Genomic DNA, 19583 nt, shown 5'->3' with positions numbered 1-19583 from the left:
GTGGTAAACAAGTCCGGGTTTGACATTCTATTGTTTCTTTTCTAGCATACGCATGAGTAAAACGATCGCTTCAGCTCTTGTAGCCTTGTCATTCGGAGCTAGTCGATTACCTTCTTTCCCCTGAAACAAACCTTCACTGACGGCTGCTTTCATTCCCCCTTGCGCCCAAACCGGGATATCCAAAACATCAATAAAAGTCAACACAGCTTCTTCATCGATCTGAAGCTTCATGACTCGTGCTGCAATAACAGCCATTTCTGCGCGACTGATCTGCTGGTCAGGGCGGAATGTATGATCCCCATAACCTTGAATCAACCCCGCTTCCACTGCTTTCGCTACACTGCTAGCAGCCCATGCCGGAATTTGCCCGCTATCTGCAAAAGCTACACGGGGTGCGTCTCCTTCAAGCTTTAGTACGCGATCTAACATCGCAACAAATTCAACACGTGTTACGTTGTTGTTTGGCCGATAGGTCCGATCCGAATAACCTTGGACAAAGCCAAGCTCTAACGCTTTCGTGATTTGCCCCTTAGCCCAGTGGCCTTGAAGATCCGTGAAGCTCACCTTCTCAGGTTCGGGTTCTGTCACAACGCTATTGTCCAAGGCAAATACGGCGAATTTGGTGAAATGATCGACTTCAACGGAAATTGTGCTGCCTTGTACCGTACCGCCAAGCTCAATCCATTTTTTCAAATTTTCATCATAATAGTAGATGGAAGGTTTTTCACTTCCGATTTTAGAAGGGTCAAACGTAATGCTGATCGTTACTGGCTTGGCGAAATTGCCAGGCACATTTTTCAAAATTTCATATACCGGGCTGGCGGTCCTTAGTCCGCTCGGAAGCAGACCCGCTAGATCCTCCACTTGCGTGATAGTAACGGTCATTTGCTGATTGGTGGCACCCTTGGGAACTTTCACACTGACACGATCGGATAATTTAACAATAGCGGAATCGCCTGCGGCGATGGTTCCTTTACCGTTATTGCCATTTCCGTTATCCCCGTTATTTGTGCCGCCGCTGCCACCGCCCCCAGGGTTATGGAGTGGAACGACAGTCACGATAGCCGACGCCGTCTTACCTTCATAGCTGACATTGATCGTCGTAGTACCCGTGGACAGCCGTTACGATTCCACTAGCATTTATCGATGCAAGCCCGCTATTCATCGTGTTATATGTTGCGGATGGTGTGACAACGGAACGGCTTCCGTCGGAATAGACTGCAGAAACGACCGTCTGATGGGTCTTTCCTACTTCCAATTCATAGCTTGTCGAGTCCAATTCAATACCTGTCATTGTCGTCGGAAGGTCCAAAGAAAGTAGATAAGGAGTTAACGGTTTCAATGCCATCGGATCCGCAGTCACATTCGTACCGCTAATCAAATCAGTCCAATGAATCGACTTTTGCCCATGAACCTTAACGTATGCTTGCTTCGACAACGCTGTATAGTTATTGATATTGATAAGCAGCTTGCCATTGTGCTTGACACTGCGCCATTCAACACCTTGAATCGGTTCATTTGTTTCTGCATCCATGAGCAGAACTTCAATCATTCCGGAGGCTGTAAAGTACGGCAGCATCACTTCTCGGATACCTACTGCCGAAGTATCCGACGGAATGAGCAGCGTGTTGCTATTGGTCATCACTGCATTGCGGACGACACTCGGTAAAGGTTGATTATGCTCATTATATTTCAAAGCGTTATTGCCGATTATAACCACCTTACCACCCTGCTCTGCATAACTGCGAACCGCTGTTAACGTCTCTTCATTCACATGTGTCGCATCAGGTATAATCAAATATTTGAAAGCCTGCGAATGACCTTCCTTCAGCTGCTTCTCGGAGATAAAACCTACCTTTAGTCCGCTTAAACTCGTTGCTTCATAAGCGTTTGTTACCGCAGAGAAGTATTTCGGTGCGAATACGGACGATGGGATCGAGTACAAAATAGCTACTTCCGCTTGGTCTTCCTGGAAAGCAGTAACCTCGTAAGCAAGACGGTTCAAGTCTAAATTCGTCTTACCAACGGCAGCCACTACATCCGGACGATGCAAGATGCTTCCGTAGAAATCGCTCGTCGTATTATTACTTCGTTCCCATGACCATATCGTAGTAGCCGATTGTCCATGAATGGCATCCTGCCACAGTACGGAACGGACATGATCCGCCTGCTCCGGTGTATATACGTTGTCGCCGTCCCGGATGACATGGTTCTCGGAGTTGAACACCGGCGCTTTTTTAAATGAAGTTTGCATGTCATAAAATTTCAGTTCACTCATGAAGCCATCTTTTCCTTGACCCAAATAATTGGAATTGTCATTCCCATTGATTTGGCTTAGCTCGCTGAACTGCTCTGGATCGGTTCCCCATGTTAATTGAGCTGTCGAATCCACTGAGCTATCCATGACTTTCGAATGAACCGGTAGGCTCGGATCGATCTCGTGGATGATTCCCGCCATCCAGCTATGCCAATCGGAAAACAGTTTATTGTTGAAAATAACCCAATCATAAAATTGCGGTGTCGCTTCCCAGTGGAGCGGCACGGCTTTGGAATGTGGGGGCATACCCACTTCATCAAAGGAATGATAATTCGTTCCGTATACTTGGTTCAAATCACCGATATTTCCATCATAAATTCCCGATAAATAAGTATGCCATTTCGGCAAATTTATCGGATCAACCGCTGAAAAATAGGCCGGTTCGTTGGATATCGTAATGCTGTGCAGTGACGGGTAATCTTTAACAAGCGGTATGATCGTCCGCAAGTAGGCTTCGATGATTTCTCTGGCTTTTGGCGCATCGATGTTAAAGTGAATCCAACCTTGGCTGTTGCTCTTTAGTTCAGGCCACTTTTCCAGCGCCCAAGCAGGGAAATAATGCGGCGAAAGCAGCAAATTCACGGCAATATTATGATCGCTCGCATTTTGCAGCACCTTTTGAATATCATTTTTGATCGCTGAAGTGGATATGAGGTATTCTTCTCCTCCTGTGGATGGAACATTGTTTTCAAACCCCGGATCCGTCAATAAATTGACCGTGCTTCCCTGTACGGTCATACTGACATCGTCTGTCCATACTTTACCGATTGCATTCTCCGACAAAATGAGAAACGGGAATGAAGTTTCGTTTGCTCCGGTCGTGTATTCATAGGTAATCTCTGTCCAATCATAGGTTCCCGTAGGGAACATCTTTCGATAATCCCAGTTCTTACCTCCAGGGAACCAAACGTCCTTCACATTCTCGCCTTTGACCCATGCCTTGAACTCGTAAGTCGTGTTCGGTTTCACAGCGATGTTCTGCATCACATTTATATATTTATTTGGGCTGAGCGGGGTACTGTTCGTAATAAGGAGTGATGCCTTACCTGAATGATGCACACTCCAATCAACATTCGCTTTCGCCTGAACGCCATTGGTTGCATTGACCGTCCAGCCAAATAACGAATCAGCCGCTCGAATAACACTGTCCGGCCCGATTTCCACCTGGATGATGTTTGTTCCGTAACCCTCAAACTGGGGAATATCCTGCCGAACTTGCTCGAAATGTCCATAACCTGTAAAGAAGACGGGTCTTTGCTCTGTTTTGTTATTGACGGAATCATACGTATCCGCAATAAAGGAATAATCTTGAATCGCCGGTCGCAGCAGCCCCGTTTTATACCGTGGTACATTCCGCGATTCCTTGCTTCCGTTTAAATATCCTTGCAAATTATCGACAGCCTCGTTGTAAAGCGCCTCTAATTTCTGAATAACGTAAAAGGAACGTTCCAACATGCCATTCGCTGCATCCTCTTTTCCATATTCGATAAAGTTGCGGATAACCGTTGCGTTGACTTCTTCATAATCTGCATTGATATGCTGCGCCTTCGCAGCAAGCAGCAAATTCTCCAACGCCGGCATTTTGCCCGCAAGCTCATCGAACTGTGCAGAGTCAACTTTAAGTGTCAGTGTCTCCGCCTTACTTTTACCGGTCGCTGCTTCATGGACCGTAACGGTAATGGGGTAAATACCTGGCACCGAACGCATAATATCTATATTTTTCTTCAACACCGTTTGTGCCGGAATCGTAATGTTGCGATCCAGACTAAGCTCAGGTGAGGTAAGGTTCAACGTGATATCGTGATTGCTGTAGTTCGGGATTTGAAGCGTATAAGTCGATGATTCCCCTTTGGAAAGCACTGTTTTCCCATCGAACCAAGTACCCCAGTCATCCGTTTGCTGAACCAGATCGAGAACCGCGAACCTACTCGGATCTTTGCCGTTGCCAATACCGCCCGCCCACTCGATCCACCCTCTCCGTCCATTGCCATCGTTATCATTAGTAAGCAGCTCAAATCGGAATCGATGGTCTGGCTTTCCAGTAGAAAAAATCGCTTTCCAAGGAATTTTTGCTTCATAGGTCGTCACATTCAAATTTTGCGTAGAATGGAATGCCACCGCTTCCTTGCCGAGCGATGCCGTCCCACTATTCCACCGCCAAATGTCAGACTGACCGTTCACAAGGGCGAATCCGTATTCTGGACCATACGTATTGCCATCCTGACTAAACGCAATTTGTACACTATCCCCCATCCAAATCCCATCGCCGCCGACAGCTTCGTGACTGTTATCCTTCACTTGGATGCCCAAATAAAAGGCGTCATCGTCATAAGCAAACCGTGCATGGGTGGACAAATCGTCATTGCCGCCCCAGCCGTCGAGTATGACTTGCCGAGTGTTGTCCGAAGGCAGCGAAATACCGGTAAAACTGTCCCATTCGTTCAGTATCCCATTTACTTCAATTCCATCAGTCGATTTAAATATTGGTGCATATTTTCCGTAACCAAGCATGCTTTTGAATTGATTTAAGCTTAAGAATGTCTCTCCAGTCGCACCCGTTCCTAAATTGTACACAAAATCAGAAACCGGGCTATCCTCCAAGTCCGTTGCAGTGGCAAATGCCCGGATCATCATAGCTTTTTCAAGAACGATCGGCTGGCTGTACGCTGCCTTAGTCCCTGAAACTCTCGGATCGGAGCCGTCAACCGTATAATAAATCGTTGAATCGATAGTCTCAGAAGTTAGTTGAACCGGTGTGTTGATCAACACTTCTCCGGTCGTGTCAGCCATCACCTGTTTAACTTGCATCGGTCTCAAGATTCGCATATTGTCGAATGTATAGGTAACACTTGTACGCCCCTCAAGGTCGGCCTTGGTGTATATATAAAAATTTATAAATCCGATCTGATCCCTTGAAATCGGAATCGAAGCCAAGTCGATTTCCACCGTATTCCATTGATTGGCCGTCAACCGTTCGAGTGCCCTTTCATAAACGATCCCGGAACCCCCTGAAATTTTCAATTTAAGCGGTTCTGCTTCTCCGATCGTTTGGGAAGTCGGGAAAACATCGAATACTAGTTTTGCTGCCTTCGAAAGATTTAGCTTCGGCACAGGGCTCCAAAAAAAATTAATATAGCCATCCGCTGCAGAATTGATGTCATACGTTACTCGGGCCGCTTTAGTACCTTCCGTTTGTATATCGCCCTCCTGTTCTACCGTTGTATGACCTGCCGCCGAGCTATCTCCGGTCCACTCCGTCAAATTGTCAAAACCGTTTATGAGCTCAGCTTGCAGTTGTTTTTCAAACCCGGCGTTCTTCAGTAAATTGGTGCCCGACCCCATTTTTACCATGGACAAATCATCAAACCAAACTTCGTCCGTCATATTCTCCGTAAGAATGCGAAAGTCGAAGGTATGTTCATTATTACCAGTCGTGTACGTCGTCGTAACTTGTTGCCAGTCATAACTTCCTGTAGGAACAGCTTGCTGCAGCATCCAGCCCGGAGCTCCGCCGAACCATGTGTTGTTGACGTTGTTTCCTTTGACCCACACAGAAATCTCGTATTCGGTATTCGGCTCGACTGAAACCGCTTGAGAAACCGTAAAGTACACGTTTGGTGATAATGGTGAGGCATTGGTCAACTGTAAAGCATGCCCCCCTCGATGATAGACATTCGGATCGATCATATAGCTACTATTCACACCACCGCTTCGAAGAAATGACCAATGCATGACCTTCGGGCTATCAAGTTCGTTTGCCCATACCTTGCTTGTACCCGTTCCAAAAGACAGTGTTACCATGGTGAACATCAAAATTGCCACCAAGTAAGCGATTCCAACTTTTTTCAACATTACTTTTCCCCCTTAGATTTCATAGCAAAATCCATTGCAAGCCAGATGCCGATCAACAAGAAAAGTTGTAAACATCTTGCTGAACAAGATCACTATAAATGAGGCGGAAAACATTAAATATAAAATTATTAAGGAAATAGTTTCACTATTTTAACTCCATCAACGAATCCTCACTCGCTTCGTCACTCACATTGTTTATTGCTGTAGAAGCTGATTGGGCCACACAGACGATGAAGTTATTAAGTTGGTTTATTTGCATGTTACTAAAACAATGAAAAAAGAAGCCTCTCAGAAGTTCAGGAGAACTCATGAGAAGCTTCTTATCAGATTGGAACGTAACTACTATTTCGTAATCGTGAGAGCTTGCTTAACTACAGCAACATAAGAACTAATGACAAACATACATTTACATTTGGAATTCGACCACTGCATCCGTTCCTATGTTTTGCACTTTCTCTTTGTAGGTTCCTTCATAAGTCATGCCAAACGTATAGGAGCCAGACAATAATTCCTTGCTCATCTCACCTCCAGTTGTATTACCGATGGTCCGCCAGCTTCCCGCGTAATAGCTTACAATACCGCTATCCAATGGATTTCCCAAACTGTCCTTCAGCTGTAGCTTGACGTTGACCGTTTGGAATTCGACCACTGCGTCCGTTCCTATGTTTTGTACCATCTCCTTATATGTTCCCTCATAAGCCATGCCGAAGGTGTAGGAGCCAGATAATAGTTCCTTGCTGGTCTCGCCTCCAATTGTATTGCCCATGGTCCGCCAGCTTCCCGCATAATATATTACAGTACCGCTGTCCAACGGATTCCCTTGGCTATCCTTCAGTTGAACCTTGACGTTAACTGTCTGGAACTCGACCACTGCGTCCGTTCCTATGTTTTGCACCTTCTCTTTGTAGGTTCCTTCATAAGTCATGCCAAACGTATAGGAGCCGGACAATAATTCCTTGCTGGTCTCGCCTCCAATTGTATTACCGATGGTTCGCCAGCTTCCTGCATAATATTTTACAGTACCGCTGTCCAACGGATTCCCTTGGCTATCCTTCAGTTGAATCTTGACGTTAACTGTCTGGAATTCGACCACTGCGTCCGTTCCTGTGTTTTGCACCTTCTCTTTGTAGGTTCCCTCATAAGTCATCGCGAAGGTGTAACTTTTATTGGGTAAAGATTTACTTACCGTTCCGGAGGTATCGGTTATGCCAAAATCCTTCCATCCGCCGTCATAGTATTTAACTACGCCGCCGCTCAATGGAATTCCATTGCTGTCTTTGAGTTGAACCTTTACAGCTGTCGCAGCAATCGTAAAGCCAAGATTCTGAGGAGGCTCAACATTCCCCGCTTGATCCGTTGACTTATAGATCATGGTGTACGAACCTTGCTTATTAAACGTAACAGCTGACGTGTAAAGCTGCCATGTACTCGCGTTATCCAGACTGTACTCGGTTGTCGCCACACCCGACAAGTTATCGGTACTTTCCAATGTTACCGTAACAGGATGTACGTACATGCCATTTAGTCCATCTGGCTGTTCAGGCGACACGGTCGCTGTTGTAACAGGGGATGTTTTGTCAATGTTAAGGCTAAGATTCTTGGAAATCTCGGAATTGCCAGCACGGTCAACGGAATAATATTCGATTGCGTAAGCGCCTTCCTCATGAAGATAGACGTCGCCGATCACCGTCGTCCAAGCGCCTCCGTTTACCCGATATTCCGTCCGTTCCACCCCGGACCCAGCGAGACCGTCATCGGCATGGAAACGAAGCGTGACATCCTGATTGTTGAAAACATCCGCTCCAGCCAAGCCGTCTATTTCGACGGAAGTAACAGGGGCTTGCGAATCAAGAATGATTTTGCCATATAAGCCAGAGTCTTTCACTTTTCCGATGCCGCTTCCCCATTCCAGCCAACCCATCCGCCCGCTGCCATCGTTTGCATTAACGAGAAAGGACATATAAAGCGGCTCGTTCCTGTTCAACACATAGGGATAAAGCTCCGACCAGTCCAGATGGATTTTATAAGTGATTTTATCTCCTGTGCGATCAATGAAAACTTTTCCGTATTGCACAAAATTTTGTTTTGGCGTCCAGTTCGACGGTAAATTCCCACCGATATATGGAGTGATTTCTTTCCATAAAACCGGACCGTTCGCGGTTAACGCCGTTTGAAATTCTACCTGCCCTTCCGTCGGCATTCCCGCTCCGGTGGGATCGAACCCAAATTGAACGCTGTCTCCTCGCCAATAGTTGCCAGCAGACTCATTCTGGACAAACTTATGATCGGTGACATCGACAACGATATCTATTCCTGTCTCCGAATAACCAACGGCTGATTTGGCATCGAAACCAGCAGGGATCGGTTCTCCAGAGAGTCCTTCATAGACCCACTTCTGCGGAGTCCAAAGTATATTGCTATCGTTCAAGACCCCAGTCGCATGATCGAACAATTCCCCCTGCTTCCCATAGCTTGTCGGAGTTCCTGTGCTACGCTTCACTATTTCGAAACTAGATAACAAGACGTCATCCGTCGGAGTAAGAGCGGCAAGAAGGGCCGTATTAACATGCTCAATGTAATACATTTTTCCGGGTTTCAGTTGAAACGAGCTTGAAGCGCTGTTCTGTTTCCCCATCCAATCACGAATGGTGGTTTCACTTGAAAAGGCTGCGGAAATTTTCGGATCGATCGTAGATTCATTCGAGCCATCCAGCCAAACGATAAGAAGCGGGCTGCCATTGTTATCGAAATAAACCGCTTTTTGACCATTCCCTAATGAATACTCGCCGCGATAAGTCACTTGCTTTCCGATCGTTTCCATAAGTCGATGCATGGCGACCGCACCCATTCTGGGCTCGATAGAAGGTTTTTTGCGGAAAAGCCCAGATGCGTGCGCCTGCCAGCCTTCCGATTGTGCAAATGTCAGTGTCTCGGTTTCCGTCAGGTTCGTCATCTCGAAGTAAGCGATCTGCTCAACTTGATGCTTGATCTGATACAAGTAATCAAGCATCATCTTCTTCACTACATCCAATTCCACCGGCATGCCGTTAAAATCGGAAGTACCTACCAATCCCGCATGGCTTTCTGAAGTGACCCACGCTTTGGAAGGGACTTGATACAACTGATCCAACTCCGCGAAGTAATCGGGATTCGGAAACGCACCGTGTAGGGCCAGCTTATCGAAATAGTTCGCACCGCCCAAACTCAACAATTCCTTATAGAACGGCAGATACCGTCTGCCGCCCAACCCACCAATCCAAATCTCAGAGTCAGGCTGAGCACTCTTAATCGTTTCATATCCGGTTTTCAAAAGCTCAACAAACTTCTCAGGCGTATCCTGCCAAAAAATGCTGCCACCCGGTAGATGAGGCTCGTTCCAAATTTCCCACTTCTTGATTTGATCCCCGTAACGCGCGACCAAAACACGGAGGAAGTCGGAAAAATCACCCATATTCGCAGGGGCGTAGGTGGCATAACCAGGGACAGCTGTATAAATTTTGGTATCTTCCGGGTGCGAGGATGCCCATTGTGGCGTATATAATATATTGCCAACCAGATCGAAACCGTAATTTTTCAGCAAATTGATCTGTTGATCGAATGGAGCCCAGTTATAAACGCCGCGCTGCGGCTCAAGCGCCCACGATGTATTCGTAAACTGCGTTCCCCAAGGAACCGAATGGATTCGGGCAAAGCTGAACCCTATCTTATCCGCAAGCTTCATGGAACTTTCACCTTCCAACTGATAGCTAAAGCCGAACATAGGGCTGCGTTCCTCACGGCTTTTCGGTTGGCTGCCGACGACAGCAACGGAATACCGATTGCGGGTAAATTCCTTAGTAGTGCCTTTAGTTGACGTCACGGTGTAAGTATCTGTGATCGTCATTGGTTGACTGACACCTTGCTTGAAATAGTCAAAAACAACTTCATAATATCCTTCGGAAACCGGTCTCCAGTTCCACCCATTATCCAACAATTGCTGGCGACTAACGGATAATTGCGTAACCAATTGGTTGTCTTCGTCATAAACAGTACCTCTCACCGACTGAACCGATGCGGGCAGAGCACCGTTCTCCGTGCGAAAAACAACATCCTGCCCCAGCTCCCACCAGTTCGCAAACGCATTCGACTTCAACGAAATATCGTCCACGAATTCCATATGAACATCATCAAAAAAAAGTTTTCCTCGCAGACTTCCGGAAGCGCTTCCACGAGTTGTCGCCAGATTCAAGCGTATTTTATTTGTACCTACGGGAAACTGGTTACTCTTGAGCGTAAATGTTTGCTCCGACCAGGATACAGAAGGAGCCGACACTGGCACATTTGCCGTTCCAATGAAACTCCCATCCTGCCAAAAACTGACGAACACCCACGGAGTATTGCCCGCATAGTCCGACGATTCTTTGATTTTGTACTTCATTTGAATGGATTGAAATCCACCAGAAAGAGAGATGGGCTGAGACGACCAGCCGGCAGACCCTGAATCTGCGGTCGTGATATAAAGCGAGTTCGAACCGCTTGCCGCCTCCGTATTCGTCACACCGGTATCGATCGGAATAGTCCTGCTCCATAAAGAGGAAGTCCAATTATTCGGATTCAACTTGCCTTGATTGGCCGTCGTTTCCTCAAATCCAGGATTCGCCACCTCGATGGTATTGGACAGCTTCCCTACCTCCATTTTGACATCGTCGTAATAAAGCATTCCTAGATAATTACCAGTTTGGCTTACACGGGATGTCGCCAAGTTGATTCGCACCTGATTGGTTCCTGCAGGGAATTGGCTGCTGTTTACGCTAAATGTATTGTTCGTCCATGAACTGGAATTGACAGACACTGGCGCAGCTGATGTACCGAGAAAAGTGCCGTCTTTCCAATAGCTCAAGAACACCCACGGAATATTCCCGGCATAGTCCGCCGATTTCTTCACCTTGAAGGTTGCGCGAACTTCCTGAACATCGTCGGATAAAGCAAGCAAGGGGGATGTCCAGCCTGCGGCACCCAGATCCACGCTGCCCATAAACAACGAATTCGCACCGCTACCCGCCTCCGTACTCGTTACGCCTGTATTAGCCGGTGCCGTCCTGCTCCAAAGCGACGAAACCCAATCTTTAGGAACCAGCTTTCCTCCCTGCACAAGAGTTGTTTCAAATCCGGGATTACTTAAAGTAATGTCCGAATACTGGAAACTTTGAAGATACGCGATGACAGGGAAAAGGAATACGAACAATAACCCCCCTAAAAAGCTTACAACTATCTTTTTCATACAATCACTCCTCCTTTTTCTTTCTCCAAAATATCGTTGCGCTTCCTTCTTTTCATCGTACTCCCCCTCGACTGATAATAAAAAGCAGGCATCGATTGCCTGCTTTTTATCTATTGTAGAACTGGTCTCCCCCTCTGGATACGAGACATTTTTGTGATCGTTATCTTTTTTTAACCTATATGGCTATCTACCAAGTAATCTCGATTGTGCCGCTTATATCTTCCAAACGAATGAAGCCCTCAGCACTATGATCGGCAAATTCAATGTAACGACCCTCGTTATTGACTTCCACTGTTCCCGAACGCAATATTTCTAAAGGAGGAAGAATGGTCACTTCCGCAGCCTGCAAACCTGTTACGACAATACTGCGATTTGTCGCTTTATTGCGTGTACGGATCGGGTGCCCTTCCTTACATGCTACGATACCCGACTGCGTTTGCTTGACGAACACCCTGCATTCCTTGTGGAAGGCGCAGTCTAAAGAGTAGGTGACACGACTATTTTCGATGAGAGCGGACTGTCCAATTAATAACGGCGCTCCATATGGAAACTGAAATTGGATGGTCGCTGTCGTATCCTGCTTGTATCCACTGAAGTGATAGGCATTGTCATGGCGGGAAACAAAGCAATAGATTGGCTTAGCATGCTCCTGATATCTCGTACCGGGGTAAAATGTTGTCGTGTCATCATATCTTGTTTGCAGAAAGACGTACCCCAAATCCGCAAGCAAATACCTGGTCAAAACGGAAGTGTCCACATATTCCATACCATGCCTGATGGGCAAATGGGAGTTGGACCCGGTTTCGAATGCCAACGTCCCCCGCAGCCAAGCAATGCTGCCGCCATTCCACTCCGGCAAGTTCCTTGACAGCGCGTAAACCCTTGTTTGCGCTTGCTGGCTGACAACAGCTCTTATCTGCGTGTATTCATCCGTTGACTGAGCGACGATCTCGCAAATCGGACCCCCGGATATAAGCGGATCGTGTTTCAGCAGCGAGCTTCGCGGATGCTTTAACACGTCTTCCTCCATTATCGTCTGTAACTCCAATTCTCCATATATCCCCACCGTCTGCTGCAGGTTGAGCAATCCCAGTAAAGTGGGATCCGATAGCGGACCATAGAGCAGCACCTTCCCGCCCTGCCGCACAAACAGCGCAAGCTGCTTTGTTCGTTCTCCTGTCATCAACGATGCGGAAGCAAACAGGACGGTTTCCTGAAGGCAAGGAATGTTACGATTTACAATTTGCGTAAAGCTGTCTGTACTTACTACCGTGTTGAGAGTCAGTCCTTGGTTAATCGCATTCCGGACAAACCATTCGTCAAAAAAAACGAGACTCGCCCGCTCCTGCGATTCGGCAACCTCTGCGAAATACTCCTTAAAAGGGTAAAGCCATGTCAAGACACCGGGTTGATCCGGAAAGTCTTTGATTGCCCTAGCTATATGGGGAATCACTTCCATCGGGCATTCCTCTACCAATTCCCCTTTTTCCGTATCAATCGTAAGAATCTCCACAATTCCGGGATTTTCAATGCTACCCTCTGCGTTCATCCGCCCAATAGAAAGCGGACAATAGATGTCGTAAGCTTCTCTGTCGTAGGCATCCCACCAGGGATTTTGCCAAAACCAGGGGTCGTTGGCATAAAATCGAAACGGAAACGTCTTTCCTGGCAATTCGGCAATACGGGACATTAATCCGACCATCTCCAAGCCGAAATCACGATTCAGCGCACCCCATGGCGAATTTGGCGGCGGGAACTCCAAATACTTTTTCGCGTATAACTCCTGCAGTGGGACAAAGTCTTTGGCCAAATCAATACCCGTGCTAAAATTAGTGCCCCTTACCTCTGTCCGAAAATCGGGACACTCCTTTTTGAAATCGTCCCAAAACGACATTACATTCCCTGACATTTCCTGAAAATCAACTTGATTAAACTGATGACCATCAAAGTTACTGCCAAGAAAAGTCCAAGGAAAATAAGAAAAGCCAAAACCGTTAGAGAACCAAATGTAATCAAACCCAAAGTCCGTAAAGAAATGTTGGGATTGTCGGCCTAGGAACCGACCGAACGAGGTCCCCTCAGGAATACCGTTGGGGAAACCTGTATAGGGGACATGATCCTCCTTTAACTTGGACCAACTGCAAATAACCTTATAATCTGGTCGAAGAGAAACAAAATTCCCGCCCAATGCAGCTTCGTTGACCTCAGGATGCAGCTTGTATTTGAAATCGGAGTAAACAAATTCTGGACCCGGATCAAACGTCGCTCCCACTTGCATCTGCAATCCCTGTTCAACAGCCAAACGTTTGAAGGTTGCCACAATTCGCTGCAAATCCCGGTAAGTGATGCGCACTGGGTTCTCTGAGTACTCGCGCGCCCTCATTGGATCGTCCGGATCCGTTATACCGAAGCATTCTTCATTAGCTAAGCCAATATAACGTGCCCATTCGATTTCCGAATCGTAGTCGCCGTTCCACATCAAAATTTCGCTGCCATCTGCTGTCCATAAGAGTATCGAGCAATGCTCTGCCATGCTGATTAACGGCTGCCATTGTCGGAGCATTTCTTTGCATACTTCCTCCACATGAACCGGCTCCATACTTTTGAAAGGCTTTAGGCTTGTCTCCAGTGTAGCTCTATAAAGCGATGCTGTTTTCTTCATCTACTGCCCCTCCGTCACAATGCCCTGAACAGATATTATAGTATTAAATAAACATTTCCTTCTTCCACCGCAATCGGGTAACCACGCAGTTTGAACTTGGAATCAGCCGCCAGATGATGCCCATCGGTCAAATCAAATTCCCAGCCGTGCCAGGGGCAGCGCAGGATCTGACCTTCACAGCCAAATTCGTATTCATATACATCCGTCGGCAGCGTCGTCCCATTGATAAGCCCTTTACAAACTGGCGCTCCTGCATGGGGGCATACATTTCGCCAGGCGTAGAATCTGCCTCCAACGTAGAAAATTCCGATTTCCATACTTTTTACAGTGACGATCTTCTTACCTGCTATTTTTATTTCTTCCTCTGTTGCCGCAAAATGCTTGTTCACGGTTCGCACACCCCTAGACCAGCCACTCGACCCGGAAGACGATATAATTCCTGTGCATTTTCTCCCATGATACGCCGTTTCATTTCTTTGGGCATTGGCGGCAAAGCCATCATCGGGTTATCGAAATCCCAATGCGGATAATCAGTTGAAAACATGAGCCGTTTGTCCGCTCCAATCATTTCGAAAATTTGCAGTAAGTGCTGCGGATTATCAGGTTCTTCGATCGGCTGGCTAGTTAAATAGACATGCTCGCGAATGTATTCTGAAGGTCGCCGTCTTAACCACGGAACCGTTGAACGAAGCGCCTTATAATTTTTATCCATCCGCCACATCAAGTGAGGCATCCATGATATGCCGCCCTCAATAGCGATAAATTTTAAACCCGGATATTTCTCGAACGCACCCTCGCAAACAAGGCTATTCACATGTGCCATATAACCTGTAGGCAAAATGTTATGCCATTCAAGATAACGTGTGGGATACCCTGAATGGGTAGGTGCAGGTGAAATTCCGCGACCTTCCCCACCTGGGTGTACGGCAACAGGGAGCCCATTTCGTTCGGCCGCTTCGTATATGGGATGAAAAAATCGTTGACCGAACAACTGATTCGATGCACTCGTCATAATGACCTGTACCATATGCTTGTTCGAAGCCATACGATCAATCTCCCGCGCGGCCGCATGAGGGTCCGTATTGTTGATCAGAATCGAACCTCTGAATTTCGGTGAAGCCTTGAGCCATACCTCAGCCATCCAATCATTCCAAGCTGACGCGACAATGTTGGCATAATCCGGATCGGGGTACAACGATATTTCAATACCCGAATTCAAGATGGCATAGTCAATATGATACTGCTCGAGCAAATGCTTGAGCATAAACTCCGGATCGGTCCCTGGCCCCCCACCGTTCTCTGGAAAGGCATCCTTCATTGCGCCTCCGACTGCGGAATAATAAAGTCTTTCCGCGCCAATACCCATTTCTAACCATTGCTCATGCCATACTCGGGGAAGAAAAGGCAACAGTTCACTCCTACTTTTCATTCCATTGTGCACATCGGAATCCACTATTAGAGGCTTTTCTGCCATGTATGGTCCCATCCTTTGAAAGAAGATATAAGTTCCTTTATTCTTTTACGCTTCCTAGCACTATCCCTTTCATAAAAAAGCGCTGTATGAATGGATAGACGAGCAGAATTGGCAGCGCCCCTAAAAAAATTTGTGCCGACTTTGCCGTCCGATCCGATACCTCTGCCAGCAATTCCAGGTCGGCGCTGCCAGCCAAAAGTGTATCTACAGCAGTAATTACGGTATAGAGATAACTTTGTAAAGGATAATTGTCTGGCGAATTCATAAAGATAATGCCGTCAAACCAGGCGTTCCACTGCCCAACAATCGAAAATAGCGTCAACGTTGCTAACGATGGCATTGATAATGGGACATAAATGCGCCACAACACAGTCCAATGCCCTGCCCCATCGATTTGCGAAGCTTCTTCTAATTCTTTGGGCAAGCCGCGAAAAAAGTTGAGCAAGATGAGAATATTGAATACCGGCAAAGCATGATGCAGAACAAGAGCCCAAATCGAATCAAGCAAGCCCAATGCTTTGATCGTCATATACAAGGGAATCAGCCCGCCGCTGAACAGCATCGTGAACACAAAGATCCAAGCATAAATCGTTCTGCCTTTTAACGCTGAAGGATCCTTGGACAACGGATAAGCGACCAGAAGCACAAGCAACATATTCAAGGAAACACCCAACACTACACGCTGCAAGGTTACTCCGAGCGAACGTACAAACTCCGGTTTCTGAATAATAAATTCGTATGCCTTCCACGTGAAATCTACCGGCCATAGCTTGACTAAGCCAGCAGCAGCAGCGGAGCTGGAGCTAAGCGATACCGCCAATACGTTCGCAAGCGGCAAAATGCACAAGATCGCGAGTCCGAGTAAACCGGTATAATTGAGTGCAATAAATAGTTTTCTGGACATCGATGGGTGTTCAACCATTTCACTTCCCTCCGTTCTTTTAGAAAACTCTGTAATTTGCAAAGCGATATGCTAGTAGGTAGGACGAAGAAAGCAAAAGGAAGGAAACAACCGATTTAAACAACCCGATTGCCGTTGCAACACCGTATTGCGCATCGACGATGCCAATGCGGTAAACAAAGGTGTCAATAATATCGCCGCTCTGGTAAACCACAGGGCTGTATAGATTAAACACTTGCTCAAACCCTGCATTCAAGACGTTTCCTATGCTTAAAGTGACCATTAGCACAATAATCGGGGTCATGCCCGGCAATGTCACATGCCACGTTTGTTTCCAACGGTTAGCGCCATCAATCACAGACGCTTCATAAAGCGATGGATTGATACTTGTGATGGCAGCAAGATATATAATGGAGCCGAAGCCAAATTCCTTCCATTCGTTTGAAAGCACCAGTGTAAAAGGAAACCAATGGTTATCTGCCATAAAAAAAATCTGTTTGATCCCTAACCATTGCAATCCTTGGTTGACAATCCCAGTAGAAGGGGACAAAATGTCCATTAAGACTCCACTTAAAATAACCCAAGATAAAAAATGAGGTAAATAAACCAATGTCTGCACAGCACGTTTGAAAAACTCTTTACGGATTTCATTGAGCAGTATGGCCACAGTGAGCGGAACGACCAACCCCGCTATGATCTTCATACAAGCAATAAAAATCGTGTTCCATATGACCCGGTAAAAGCTAGGAAGTTTAAATACATAAATAAAATTATCGAAGCCGATCAAAGGAGAACCAAAAATGCCCTTGGTCGGTGTAAACTTCTGAAAGGCAATGATGATGCCCAGCATAGGTCCATAGCTGAAGATGAGCACAAGCAATAAACCTGGAATAATCATCAAGTGCAGCGGAAGCTGTAGCCTCCATTTATTGTTCATTATGTTTCATCTCCCTCTGCGTTTCTGTATTGAAAAGGAGAGGCCTGAAGAGTTCACTCCCCAGACCTCCTCGCCCTTAATTATTTGTTCTTGTTGTAATAATCATTAACTTCATTGGCAATCGCATCGCCACCTATGCTCTTCCATTCACTTACGAATTTATCAAATTCGCTGACAGGCGCTTCACCCATAATGATTTTAGTCATCATTTCGATCTGCATCTTCTCGAGCGTAGAATTCTTCTCCACCATCGTAGCCGTCGGGGCACCGGTAAAGGCGTTGAATTGATACGTTTTATTATTAAAATAAGTGGCAATGACTGCAAACGCACCCTCCGGTCCGAAGGTCCGTTCTGAGAACCACATACTATCGTCACCCGCACGGAAATTCGTGATCCGACCGAAATGTACCGATGCCGGAAAGCCCAGCTTACTTCCGTCGCCTTTGTTTTTCAGTTCTTCAACAACCTTCAAATGTGCATTGATATTTACATCCGCAGGATCAATCAGGACCGGAAAATATTTTCCTGGAAAGATGCCCGTAGCCGTATCGGTGATAAACGGATTTTTAGTGCCGCTGTAATCCGTTTGATAATAATATTTGTTATAAAGATTCAATAATTTGACAACCGCTTCGGGGTTTTTAATCCCTTTCTTCACTACAAAGAAGGAAGTTGCCGCATCAGCGACCTGTGGCAAAGCTGGTTCGCTGTCAGCTGAAACAATTGGAAAAGCCCGCCAATCGGCTTTAGGATCGTTTTTACGATTGTCCTTGTAGAACCCAGTGGCATCGCCTACATTACCGAACGCCAAGCCGAGCCTGCCTGCTGCTGCGTCCTCCATCACTTTATTCCAAGGCTTCACTGCAAACTCTTTGTCGATAATACCGTCTTTGTACAGCCGCTGCAGCTTTTCCAAGGCCGGCTTCATCTCTGGCTGTACCGAACCGAACACGAGCTTGCCAGAAGCGTCCTTCACCCAGAATGTTGGGTATGCGTGATAAGCGTTAAAGAATCCGGTAAGGGAAGACGGTACGACTTGAATCAAATCTTTATTGATGCCTAATCCAATGGTATCCGCTTTTCCGTTTCCGTCCGGGTCGTTCTTGGCGAACGCAGTAGCGATTGCATAGACGTCATCCATTGTCTTCGGCTCCGCGAGCTTCAGTTTTTGCATCCAATCCGTTCGAATCCAAACCATACTTGCAGAAGCGACGCCATTATTCGGAAGCGTTTGCGGAATGGCCATCAGCTTGCCGTTATATGTTACAGACTTCATTGCCGCTCCTCCGTCTTTGAGCATGGCCTCTTTGGTGAACTCCGAAGCGTATTTATCATAAGCGGCGGAAATATCCTCTACTAAATCGGAATCGATCAGACGCTGCATCACGGTACGATCAACTGCCATAAAATCAGGAAGTTCTCCTGAAGCAAGTGTCACATTCAACTTTTGCTGGAATTGCGCAGAATCGACGACCCATAAGTTTTTAACTTTAATGCCCAAATCATTTTCCATAATTGGCGTCCAGATGTTCTTGTCGAGCGATTCTCCTTCGGCAAATTTGTAGCTCGCATCAATACTGCGTATCGTTGACAATTCAATGGCTGGGCTATATTTCCCGAACGGATCACCTTCCTTGCTGTCTTCGGTCGCAGCCGATACTTTCGGCTCAGCCTCCTTGCTGTCTCCGGTTGCTACGGCCGTAGCCGAAGTTTTCGGTTCAGCCTCTTTTGTAGAACAAGCACTAATCAACAAGATTGATGAGACCACTGACGCTACAATCATTGAGCTGCGTTTTGTTTTTGATTTACTCATGCAAATTCCCCCTTATATTTTTTCTCGCATCTTGATTATAGAACGAGCGAACTCCTAAAAATACGAGACTTTATTAACATCGTTATCTTATTTTGTCCTGTTAGCGAATTAGAAAAAATGAGATAAGATACGAATCTCAATAAAAATCCAGCTAGTTCCCTGTTTATGGAATTTCATCCTTTAAGTAGAGACTCAAAAAAATCTTCATGTTATCATGAAGAAACGAGTGAACTTGGAGGGGATCAGTGGACAAGAAAAAGAGACGTCACAGAAGCCGTGCTCCATTCGGATCAAGGCTTTCAGTATACGTCTCAAGCGTACAACTCACGATTGGAAGCATTCAGCGTCAAAGGCAGCCACTCTCGC

Annotated in this window: 9 protein-coding genes; all 9 read right to left on the bottom strand. The window is 46.4% G+C overall.

All coding sequences use genetic code 11. From position 1 onward, the window contains the following. Positions 1–27: 27 nt before the first annotated feature. A complete protein-coding gene (locus tag EKN16_RS29315) occupies positions 28–1059 on the bottom strand; it encodes an S-layer homology domain-containing protein (protein WP_125664853.1) in 1032 nt (343 codons plus the stop codon). 22 nt (positions 1060–1081) lie between these two features. Continuing rightward, the gene (locus EKN16_RS29310) at positions 1082–6169 is read right to left on the bottom strand and encodes a sugar-binding protein (RefSeq protein WP_125664851.1); all 5088 of its coding nucleotides are present in this window, start codon (positions 6167–6169) and stop codon (positions 1082–1084) included. A gap of 406 nt (positions 6170–6575) precedes the next feature. After that, positions 6576–11429 carry an OmpL47-type beta-barrel domain-containing protein gene (locus tag EKN16_RS29300; RefSeq protein ID WP_125664849.1) on the bottom strand — a complete coding sequence of 1618 codons (4854 nt, stop codon included), beginning with the start codon at positions 11427–11429 and terminating at the stop codon, positions 6576–6578. Positions 11430–11616: 187 nt separating this feature from the next. Next, positions 11617–14091 carry a hypothetical protein gene (locus EKN16_RS29295; protein ID WP_125664847.1) on the bottom strand — a complete coding sequence of 825 codons (2475 nt, stop codon included), beginning with the start codon at positions 14089–14091 and terminating at the stop codon, positions 11617–11619. 35 nt (positions 14092–14126) lie between these two features. Further along, positions 14127–14480: a Rieske (2Fe-2S) protein gene (locus EKN16_RS29290; protein WP_125664845.1), complete on the bottom strand. Its 354-nt coding sequence runs from the start codon at positions 14478–14480 to the stop codon at positions 14127–14129. Continuing rightward, positions 14477–15565, bottom strand: coding sequence for an amidohydrolase family protein (locus EKN16_RS29285; protein ID WP_232016071.1), 1089 nt, complete (start codon positions 15563–15565; stop codon positions 14477–14479). The genes EKN16_RS29290 and EKN16_RS29285 overlap by 4 nt, the downstream gene beginning before the upstream one ends. A 37-nt stretch (positions 15566–15602) precedes the next feature. Continuing rightward, positions 15603–16487, bottom strand: coding sequence for a carbohydrate ABC transporter permease (locus EKN16_RS29280; RefSeq protein WP_125664841.1), 885 nt, complete (start codon positions 16485–16487; stop codon positions 15603–15605). Positions 16488–16506: 19 nt separating this feature from the next. Continuing rightward, complete coding sequence (locus EKN16_RS29275; protein ID WP_125664839.1) at positions 16507–17403, bottom strand: ABC transporter permease; 897 nt, start codon at positions 17401–17403, stop codon at positions 16507–16509. Between the two features lie 80 nt (positions 17404–17483). Then, entirely contained in the window at positions 17484–19217 is a 1734-nt protein-coding gene (locus EKN16_RS29270) for an extracellular solute-binding protein (RefSeq protein ID WP_125664837.1), read from the bottom strand. Positions 19218–19583: the final 366 nt, after the last annotated feature.

Source organism: Paenibacillus baekrokdamisoli (assembly GCF_003945345.1).
GTDB classification, from domain to species: Bacteria; Bacillota; Bacilli; order Paenibacillales; family Paenibacillaceae; genus Paenibacillus_Z; species Paenibacillus_Z baekrokdamisoli.
Note: the sequence above shows the minus strand (reverse complement) of the source record. Positions and strands in the feature narration are given on the sequence as shown.

Bases quoted from the DNA above. Each gene is read 5' to 3' on its own strand.
- EKN16_RS29310 (WP_125664851.1), bottom strand. From the start codon at position 6,169: ATGTTGAAAAAAGTTGGAATCGCTTACTTGGTGGCAATTTTGATGTTC.
- EKN16_RS29300 (WP_125664849.1), bottom strand. From the start codon at position 11,429: ATGAAAAAGATAGTTGTAAGCTTTTTAGGGGGGTTATTGTTCGTATTC.
- EKN16_RS29295 (WP_125664847.1), bottom strand. From the start codon at position 14,091: ATGAAGAAAACAGCATCGCTTTATAGAGCTACACTGGAGACAAGCCTA.
- EKN16_RS29285 (WP_232016071.1), bottom strand. From the start codon at position 15,565: ATGGCAGAAAAGCCTCTAATAGTGGATTCCGATGTGCACAATGGAATG.
- EKN16_RS29280 (WP_125664841.1), bottom strand. From the start codon at position 16,487: ATGGTTGAACACCCATCGATGTCCAGAAAACTATTTATTGCACTCAAT.
- EKN16_RS29275 (WP_125664839.1), bottom strand. From the start codon at position 17,403: ATGAACAATAAATGGAGGCTACAGCTTCCGCTGCACTTGATGATTATT.
- EKN16_RS29270 (WP_125664837.1), bottom strand. From the start codon at position 19,217: ATGAGTAAATCAAAAACAAAACGCAGCTCAATGATTGTAGCGTCAGTG.